Genomic DNA, 7,755 nt, shown 5'->3' with positions numbered 1-7,755 from the left:
ATATAAGAGAGCGATGCCTAAGCTTATCATAAATCGAGATAAACTCATCGAATACTTAACCCATTTTGGTCGCATTGAAGAAATATGCAAGTAAAGAATATTGATCGATCAGCGTTAAAATGAATAGAAGTGACATAAGCCGTAATTTATGTGCACTTGATCATTCTTCCAGTGCCACTATTGGCTGTTTTTTCAACAGCTAATCACTGTTCTGAATAAGAATCTAGTTCGGTATGATGCAAGATATTTGATAAAACAGTCATTGGAATTTCGAGTTGAGTCACTTTTGGTATACCATGGCGGTTGAGCAACAAACTATGCCCGAGTGATTCTATGTCTGCGCCTTCCAAGTCGAATAAATCAGCACCATCTGCCAAAGATTTGGCACCTAGACCCGCTCAGCTGATTACTTTGCCCTCTTATATGGACTGTCACGACCATAGTTACACGCAAGTTGTTATCGGCTTAAAAGGTCAAGCTGAATTTGAAGTTAGCGGTTATGGTAATTTAGTTGGCCCAGGGCAGGGTTGTGTAGTGACATCAGGGACAGGACATGCGTTTGGCGGGGTGTTGGAGCAATCAGATATTTTGGTGTTGAACATGCCATTGCCAAATAATGATGACCCGCTAATACTACAACGGCTCAATGAGTTGAATCAGCAAAATATCTATTTCCAGCTCGATGGTCAGATTCAAAAACTGATTCAGATGCTAGTTCAGGAAATGCAATCAAACCCAGATGATTTGCTGTTAAGCCGGGCATGTAATGATACCGTGGTTGCATTGTTGCAAAGACATATGTCCATGTTTAGCTCTTCTCGTCGTGAATCGCGTTTCGACTTAGAAGCCATCGACCGTTATATCGAGCAGCACCTTAGTCAAAAAATCTCTGTAACCCAGCTTGCAGGTAGCGTTTATCTCGGGGAAAGTCAGTTCCACTTGCTATTCAAGGAGCAGATGGGAATAACGCCTCATCAGTACGTTCTTGGCAAGCGTATCGATGTCGCCAAGCAGTTGATCGAGCAAGGTCATCTTAGTTTGGGTCAAGTCGCAGAGTTTACGGGCTTCTCTGGTCAAAGTGCTTTCACTCATACCTTTTCTCGCTTACAAGGCATGTCTCCTTCCCAATACAAGAAACAATTTGGTTAAATAAGCTAAAAATGACCACATAAAATATTCTTATTTAGATGTGATTCTGTTTTTATTTTGTTAAAAATCACAGTAAATAGCAAAAACCTCGGAGTTTTTGACAAGTAATCTTCTCAAGCTCAAAATACACTGCTGCCATTGTAGGAAACCTGAACTGATTTCAGGTGTGAGATTGAGGAAAACACATGTTTACAGCATCTGATGTGTTAAATGCTGAATTTGTTGAGCAGCCACTTAGCAAACTTTGGTCGTTGATCTCTCCACTCTATATGGTGGATGAATCACAATGGCTTACACAACTGCTACCTTTAGCGACGCCACTGGAAACTGAAAAGCAGCAAATTGCAAATAAAACGACCGAGCTTATCGAATCGATACGTGCCGACAAGAAATCGATTCAGATGATTGATGCCCTGTTACTAGAGTACAGCCTAGATACTCAGGAAGGCATCTTGCTGATGTGTTTGGCAGAAGCCTTAATGCGCATTCCAGACGCGGCAACAGCCGATGCTCTCATCCGCGACAAGCTAACCGTAGCGGATTGGAAATCTCACCTGAAAAACTCAGATTCAGTGTTCGTTAATGCTTCTACCTGGGGGCTGATGCTGACGGGTAAAGTAGTTGGACTTTCAGAAAATGAGTCGCAAAGCCCAGTAAGCGCGCTTAACCGTCTAGTGAATAAGATGTCAGAGCCAGTGATTCGCAAAGCGATGCATCAGGCTATGAAGGTAATGGGTCACCAGTTTGTATTGGGGCGTAGCATTGCCGAGGCGCAGAAAAACGGCCGCTCAATGCGCGATAAAGGCTTCACCTATTCTTACGACATGCTGGGTGAGGCGGCGCTCACTACCGCTGACGCAAATAAGTATTTTAAAGACTACTTAATGGCGATCGAAGCCGTAGGGCGTGACGACTACGCCGCTGACACGAGCCCAGCCCCTTCTGTTTCAATTAAGTTGTCAGCGCTGCATCCACGTTATGAAGTGGCAAATGAAGCACGAGTACTGACTGAGTTATATGATACGTTGCAGCAATTATTGCGCCGTGCGGTTGAGCTGAATGTTGCGATTACCATTGATGCTGAAGAAGCGGACCGTCTAGAACTGTCATTGAAGCTGTTTGAAAAAGTTTACCGCAGTGAGTTGGTGCAAGGTTGGGGTAAATTTGGACTTGTGGTACAGGCATATTCCAAACGTGCATTGCCGGTACTGGTGTGGCTGAATGGTTTAGCAAAAGAACAGGGCGATTTGATACCGTTGCGCTTAGTTAAAGGTGCATACTGGGATAGCGAAATAAAATGGTCACAACAAGCTGGTTATGCAAACTACCCGGTGTACACACGCAAAGAGTCGACTGATGTTGCATACCTAGCCTGTGCTAGATTCCTACTTAGCGACAATGTTCGAGGCAATATTTTCCCTCAATTTGCCAGTCACAATGCTCAAACCGTTACTTCGATTGCGGTTATGGCTGAGCATAAAGATTATGAGTTCCAGCGCCTGCATGGCATGGGAGATTCTCTGTATAACCATGCAATGGAAGCTTACCAGCAGTCGGTGCGCATTTATGCGCCAGTGGGCAGCCACAAAGATTTGCTCCCGTATTTAGTTCGTCGCTTGTTAGAGAACGGTGCGAATAGTTCGTTTGTTCACCGATTGGTGGATGCTCGCTGCCCGGTGGAGAGCTTAACTCAGCACCCGGTTGATATGCTGGCTGAGTTTGACACCTTGCATAATGCGAGTATTCCATTGCCGCCCGACGTGTTTTCTGAGCGCAAAAATTCGATTGGTATCAACATAGATGTGGAAAGTGAGTCGAAGCCATTTGAGCACGAAGTAGAGAGCTTCTTAAACAAACAGTGGACAGCGGGCCCTATCATCAACGGTGACCACTTTGCCGAAAGCATGATCAAGGAAAATCTCAACATCGAAAAAGTTACTGCTCCATACAACCGCCGTATCGATGTTGGTCATGTGGCATTTGCAACCCTTGATCATGTTTCCGCAGCTATCGAAGGTGCAGAACAAGCATTCAGTGGATGGCGAAGCAGTGCGAAAGCGGAGCGTGCAGAGAAACTAGAAGCGTTAGCTGACTTGCTTGAAGAGCATTTAGCTGAGCTTGTTGCCTTGTGTCATCAAGAAGCGGGTAAAACGATTCACGATAGTATTGACGAAGTGCGTGAGGCGGTTGATTTTTGTCGTTATTACGCCAAGCAAGTGGATGCTTTAGGTGAGCTTAGCGTCACTGGCTTTGATGGTCATAACCGTGTGGTTACTCGTCAAGGGCGGGGTGTATTTGTCTGTATTAGCCCATGGAACTTCCCATTAGCGATCTTCCTAGGCCAAATTACAGCGGCTTTGGTTGCGGGTAACACTGTGGTTGCTAAACCTGCTGAGCAAACGAGCTTAATTGCCGCTCGCGCGGTAGAACTAATGTTAGATGCGGGTTTCCCAGCAGGAACGATTCAGTTGCTTCCAGGTCGAGGTGCAGAAATTGGCTCTGCACTCACCTCTCATCCAGCGATTGCCGGTGTTGCGTTTACGGGTTCAACGGCGACTGCGCAACGTATTAACCAAACTTTGGCTGAGCGAGATGCTGCCCCAGTTCCGTTTATTGCTGAAACTGGTGGACAAAACGCAATGATTGTTGACAGTACGGCACTCCCAGAGCAGGTAGTGCGCGATGTTATCCGTTCTGCGTTTGCGTCAGCAGGGCAACGTTGTAGTGCGCTACGTGTTCTGTTTGTTCAAGAAGACATTGCGGATCGTATTGTTGCTCTAATCCAAGGCGCAATGCAGGAGTTGAGCGTCGGCCAACCTTACCTGCATTCGACTGATGTAGGCCCTGTGATTGATCAAGCGGCCAAAGCTAAGTTGCAGCAGCATATCGAGCGTATGAGTGAGATTGGTACTCAAGTTGCCCAACTTACGTTATCTGACGAGCATGAACAGGGTGATTTTGTTGCTCCGGCTGCCTTTGAAATTGACGATATTTCTTGTCTCAAAGAGGAGCAGTTTGGGCCAATTTTACATATCGTCCGCTATAAGGCGAGTGAGCTTGATCTAGTCGTAGCAAAGATCAATGACACTGGTTTCGGTTTGACTTTGGGTATCCATAGCCGTAATGAAACGACGTATCGTTGGATTGAAAAGCATGTTCGTGTGGGAAATAGCTACATCAACCGTGACCAGGTTGGAGCCGTTGTAGGTGTTCAACCATTTGGTGGGCAAGGTCTATCAGGCACAGGACCGAAAGCCGGTGGGCCTCACTACCTGTTCCGTTTCACTCAACCACAGTTTTCTTAATAGAGCGAGAAAGGAGAATAACCATGGTACATCAAGTTGCGCGTTTTTCTGATGCTTTCTCTGCGTGGGAAAACTGGAACCTAACTGATTTTGATTCTAAGAGTGAGTGTCTACTCGCTTTTAAGCAGGCTTTACATCAAGTTAAGCCTGAGTTGGCATCTGTTGTTTCATACCATATTGAGCACGCTTCAGCTCTTCTCGCTGAAACACATCAATTGGTTGGTCCGACAGGTGAAACCAACGAACTATACACCGCAGGTCGTGGTGTTGCTCTTGTCATTCAGGATGATACTCAAGAGCAAGCAGTGCTGGCAGTGGTAGCGCAAGTGTGTGCTGCCTTAGTTGCTGGCAATAGCGTCATCTTATGCAGTGATGATGCGATGCTATCTCAAGCATTGGAAGCTGCTTATCTGCAGTCTTCATTGCCGACAAACCTAGTACAGTTTGCTGCAGTTGATGCCTATCAGCAACTACTCGAATGTGACGTACGTAGTGTGGGTTATGTTGGCAGCGCTGAAGTTGAAAGGACGATCAACCGACAGCTCGCCAAGCGTTCAGGGGCGATAGTAAGCCTGACATCCGAAACGGATCTTGTCTCACTTCCAGTGGCGCACGATCCTCATCTAGCGTTACGTTTTATTACTGAGCGCACGAGAACAATAAATATAACAGCAGTGGGTGGCAATGCGACTTTGCTAGAGCTAGGAAGCGAAGCCCACTAATCTTCATTGACTTGCCCTCGCGTATTCGGGGGCACTCAGGGAAGGCGATCTTTCAAAAGAGGACAAATCACATGGAAAATAGCTTTGCTATTACAACCACGTTTATTGCGTATTTAATACTAATGCTTGCCATTGGTGTTATCGCTTATCAGCGCACCAAAAGTTCAAGCGATTACTTTCTTGGCGGGCGTTCACTAGGCCCTTGGCCTGCAGCTCTTTCTGCAGGTGCATCGGATATGAGTGGTTGGCTTCTATTGGGCTTACCGGGCTATGCGTATGCAGCGGGTATAGAAGCGTTTTGGCTAGCAGGTGGTCTACTTGTAGGTACTTGGTTAAACTGGTTAATTAATGCGAAACGTCTACGTACTTACAGTATCACGACTGACGCACTTACCTTGCCAGAGTTTCTGTCACGTCGTTTTAACGACAACTCAAAAATGATTCAGGTTATTTCTGCCTTCTTCATCCTTCTCTTCTTCCTTTTCTACACCAGTTCTGGATTAGTGGCAGGCGGTAAATTGTTTGAAACTGTATTTGGTTTGAACTACACCACAGCGGTAATTATTGGTACTGTGTGTGTTGTGTCATACACGCTATTTGGTGGATTCCTGGCGGTGTCATGGACTGACTTAGTGCAGGGTTTGCTTATGGCAGCAGCGCTACTGATCGTTCCAATCGCAGCAATGAATGGTGGTCTTGGTCAGTTAAGCAGCGACCTAGCTGCAATTAACCCTGAACTACTGACCCTTTGGCAAGATTCTAAAGGTGAACCACTGTCTGCCATCGCAATCATCTCTTTGGTGGCGTGGGGTCTAGGTTACTTCGGTCAGCCACATATCTTGGCGCGTTTTAAAGCTTCACGTTCAAATAAAGATCTAACCACAGCTCGCCGTATTGCGGTTATATGGACGGGTCTGTCTATGATCGGTGCGATGCTAGTTGGTCTAGTGGGCTTGGTATATGTAACCAACACGGGTGTCAGCGTTGACGACGGCGAGAAGATCTTCATGCTGTTGGTGAATGCGCTATTCCATCCGGTTATCGCTGGTATTTTGTTAGCAGCGATCCTTGCTGCGGTAATGAGTACAGCCGATTCTCAGCTATTGGTATCGTCATCTGCGCTAGCGGAGGATTTTTACAAGCAAGTATTCAAGAAAGATGCGAGTTCTGAAGAGATAGTCGTTGTCGGTCGTATCGCGGTAGTGGGAATCTCTATTGTTGCACTTGTACTCGCTATGACACCGGATAGCTCTGTCCTTGGTCTTGTATCTTATGCGTGGGCAGGTTTTGGTGCTGCCTTTGGTCCGGCTCTTGTGTTGAGCTTGTACTGGGAGCGTATGAACCGAAATGGTGCACTAGCTGGTATTTTGGTTGGCGGTATTACTATCGTTGTATGGAAACAGCTGTCTGGCGGTTGGTTTGACGTCTACGAAATTGTTCCGGGAATTATCTTCTCTACCATTGCGATTATCGCGGTGAGCATGATGACTGGTGAGCCTGAAGATGCAGTGAAGGCACAACACGCTAAATTTGAGAAGCAACTTAAAGAACTAGATTAACCTCTAAGTTTGTTTCAAATTAATGTATTAAAGCTCCGAAGTTCGGAGCTTTTTTCGTTTTTCTGCGTATTTTGTGAACAGAGCTCACATTTTCTAAACTAATGTTTGAGTTGGATGAACTCTCGCTTCCAAAATGGGTCGATTATTGGTGAGCGCAATACATGTAGGGAGAGAAAAAAATGCCGCAAATTCACTGCCAGTGCTGTGGGAAGAGCACTGCACATAAAATCGTTATGAAACGCTGTGAGTATCAAAATGACTCAGTAGTGAAAAGTATGGCTTGCTTCTTTGCAACGGTTTTTCAAGGCGCGCACTACGTGAAGATGGAAAAACAGGCATTCTGCCGAGTTTGTAACACCCAAAATGAAGTTGTGTCTACGCAAGATGCGTTTCCTGATGTAAAAGTCGCATAACTTCACAAAAATCTATTCAAAATCTGTTTAGAGGTAAGTGGGCTATTAGTTTTCGCTTAAGATGACGCTCAATCTTGAGTTATGTACAGAAGAGCGATAAATGGATTTAGATCGAATCGATCGTGAGATACTTCGCGCCTTGAACCTAAAAGGTCGATTACCCATCGTAGAGCTTGCTAAGCAAGTTAACCTGACTACCTCTCCCTGTTCAGATCGTGTGAAACGTCTAGAAAAAGACGGTTATATCATTGGTTATCATGCGGAACTAAATCCTGAAAAACTTGGCCTGGATGTACAGGTCTTCATCCACATTCGCCTAGACCAAACCAGTTTCTCAATCTTTGAAAAATTCGCCCAGGCGGTTGCTGATATGCCAGAAATTGAGGCGTGTTATTCTCTGTCTGGGGATTTTGACACCATGATCAAAGTTAGAGTCAAAGACATGAAAGCTTATCAGAGCTTTATGTCGACAAAATTGGGGACTCTACCTGGTGTTATTCAAACGCGAAGTGAAGTGGTGATCGAGGAACACAAGACCAGCTTTGGCGTAAATGCAGACCTAATCGATAAACTTTAACAGTAACTACAATAATTCAAAAGTTTAGAT

The 7,755-nt window shown here is 45.5% G+C and carries 6 protein-coding genes; all 6 read left to right on the top strand.

The window, feature by feature from the left end:
* Nucleotides 1–333: 333 nt before the first annotated feature.
* The 6 genes from QTO00_RS10895 to QTO00_RS10870 all read left to right on the top strand — a co-directional run bounded on the left by QTO00_RS10895 (nucleotide 334) and on the right by QTO00_RS10870 (nucleotide 7,725).
* Nucleotides 334–1,149 (top strand): AraC family transcriptional regulator, encoded by an 816-nt coding sequence (locus QTO00_RS10895; protein WP_331424820.1) that lies wholly within the window; start codon nucleotides 334–336, stop codon nucleotides 1,147–1,149.
* A 185-nt stretch (nucleotides 1,150–1,334) separates the two neighbouring features.
* Nucleotides 1,335–4,454 carry a bifunctional proline dehydrogenase/L-glutamate gamma-semialdehyde dehydrogenase PutA gene (putA, locus tag QTO00_RS10890; protein WP_331424819.1) on the top strand — a complete coding sequence of 1,040 codons (3,120 nt, stop codon included), beginning with the start codon at nucleotides 1,335–1,337 and terminating at the stop codon, nucleotides 4,452–4,454.
* A 23-nt stretch (nucleotides 4,455–4,477) separates the two neighbouring features.
* Nucleotides 4,478–5,176 (top strand): aldehyde dehydrogenase family protein, encoded by a 699-nt coding sequence (locus tag QTO00_RS10885; RefSeq protein WP_038201615.1) that lies wholly within the window; start codon nucleotides 4,478–4,480, stop codon nucleotides 5,174–5,176.
* A gap of 71 nt (nucleotides 5,177–5,247) precedes the next feature.
* A complete protein-coding gene (gene putP / locus QTO00_RS10880) occupies nucleotides 5,248–6,735 on the top strand; it encodes a sodium/proline symporter PutP (protein WP_331424818.1) in 1,488 nt (495 codons plus the stop codon).
* 179 nt (nucleotides 6,736–6,914) lie between these two features.
* Entirely contained in the window at nucleotides 6,915–7,148 is a 234-nt protein-coding gene (locus tag QTO00_RS10875; RefSeq protein ID WP_331424817.1) for a hypothetical protein, read from the top strand.
* A gap of 100 nt (nucleotides 7,149–7,248) precedes the next feature.
* Complete coding sequence (locus QTO00_RS10870; RefSeq protein WP_038201609.1) at nucleotides 7,249–7,725, top strand: Lrp/AsnC family transcriptional regulator; 477 nt, start codon at nucleotides 7,249–7,251, stop codon at nucleotides 7,723–7,725.
* Nucleotides 7,726–7,755 lie beyond the last annotated feature (30 nt).

This window comes from Vibrio sp. M260118, assembly GCF_036533755.1.
Lineage (GTDB): Bacteria > Pseudomonadota > Gammaproteobacteria > Enterobacterales > Vibrionaceae > Vibrio.
Note: the sequence above shows the minus strand (reverse complement) of the source record. Positions and strands in the feature narration are given on the sequence as shown.

Excerpts from the sequence above, each read along its gene's own strand:
- QTO00_RS10895 (WP_331424820.1), top strand. The coding sequence starts at position 334 with ATGTCTGCGCCTTCCAAGTCGAATAAATCAGCACCATCTGCCAAAGAT.
- putA (WP_331424819.1), top strand. The coding sequence starts at position 1,335 with ATGTTTACAGCATCTGATGTGTTAAATGCTGAATTTGTTGAGCAGCCA.
- QTO00_RS10885 (WP_038201615.1), top strand. The coding sequence starts at position 4,478 with ATGGTACATCAAGTTGCGCGTTTTTCTGATGCTTTCTCTGCGTGGGAA.
- putP (WP_331424818.1), top strand. The coding sequence starts at position 5,248 with ATGGAAAATAGCTTTGCTATTACAACCACGTTTATTGCGTATTTAATA.
- QTO00_RS10875 (WP_331424817.1), top strand. The coding sequence starts at position 6,915 with ATGCCGCAAATTCACTGCCAGTGCTGTGGGAAGAGCACTGCACATAAA.
- QTO00_RS10870 (WP_038201609.1), top strand. The coding sequence starts at position 7,249 with ATGGATTTAGATCGAATCGATCGTGAGATACTTCGCGCCTTGAACCTA.